The 658-nt window shown below is 50.5% G+C and carries 1 protein-coding gene; it reads right to left on the bottom strand.

Annotation, left to right across the window (positions count from 1 at the left end):
* A partial coding sequence (locus ACTHUR_RS14905; RefSeq protein ID WP_440399375.1) for a type I-C CRISPR-associated protein Cas8c/Csd1 occupies positions 1 to 658 on the bottom strand: 658 nt, incomplete at both ends.

Genomic DNA, 658 nt, shown 5'->3' with positions numbered 1-658 from the left:
CTTCGGCAGCTTGCGCGGTCGCGTTATCGTCCGCTTCCGCCCAAAAGACCGTGCTGGCGTCAACAATGGTCAAGCAGTGATTGTTTTCGCGGCGCAACAGATAATTCAGCGCGGTGGTGTAGGCAAACGCGGATTGTTCGGAAACGGGCGCATTTGCGCCTTGCTCTTTACCAAAAGAGGCAAAGGCTTCTTTATTGAACGAAATAATCGAACCGCCGGAGCTTTGCCCACCAAACACGCCTTTAATTGCAGGATGCAGCCGCGCAATCGGGGCGGTGTCGCCGCTAATCAAGCACAAGCCTTCGAGCGCTTCGTCGCTTTTCAGGCAGCCTGCCCACAAGGTTTGCGCGGCTTCGCGTTTATGGATAAGTGCGGTCGGTTTTTCAAGAGAAAATGCAATATTGGCATCGAGCATTTCGGCAGGCAGATTTTCGGCAGCGAAATTTTCAGGTAGCCAGTTTTGCAGAAAACGGCACAAGGCTTGCAAGCCTTCATCGTCGCTGTTTTGCAGTAAATCGAGATGGTATTGCTTAAAGGCGTCAAAAGTTTTTTCAGACGACGTAAATGGTTTTTCTTTGACTTCGGCTTTGTTTTTATTGGCTTCCACGCCAAGCGCGTAGGCGGTTTTATCCCACAAAAAATTCGGTTTGATACCCGA

The sequence above is a fragment of the Neisseria sp. P0021.S007 genome, assembly GCF_051956855.1.
The sequence above is the reverse complement of the archived record's forward strand: the minus strand, read 5'-3'. Positions and strand labels throughout refer to the sequence as shown.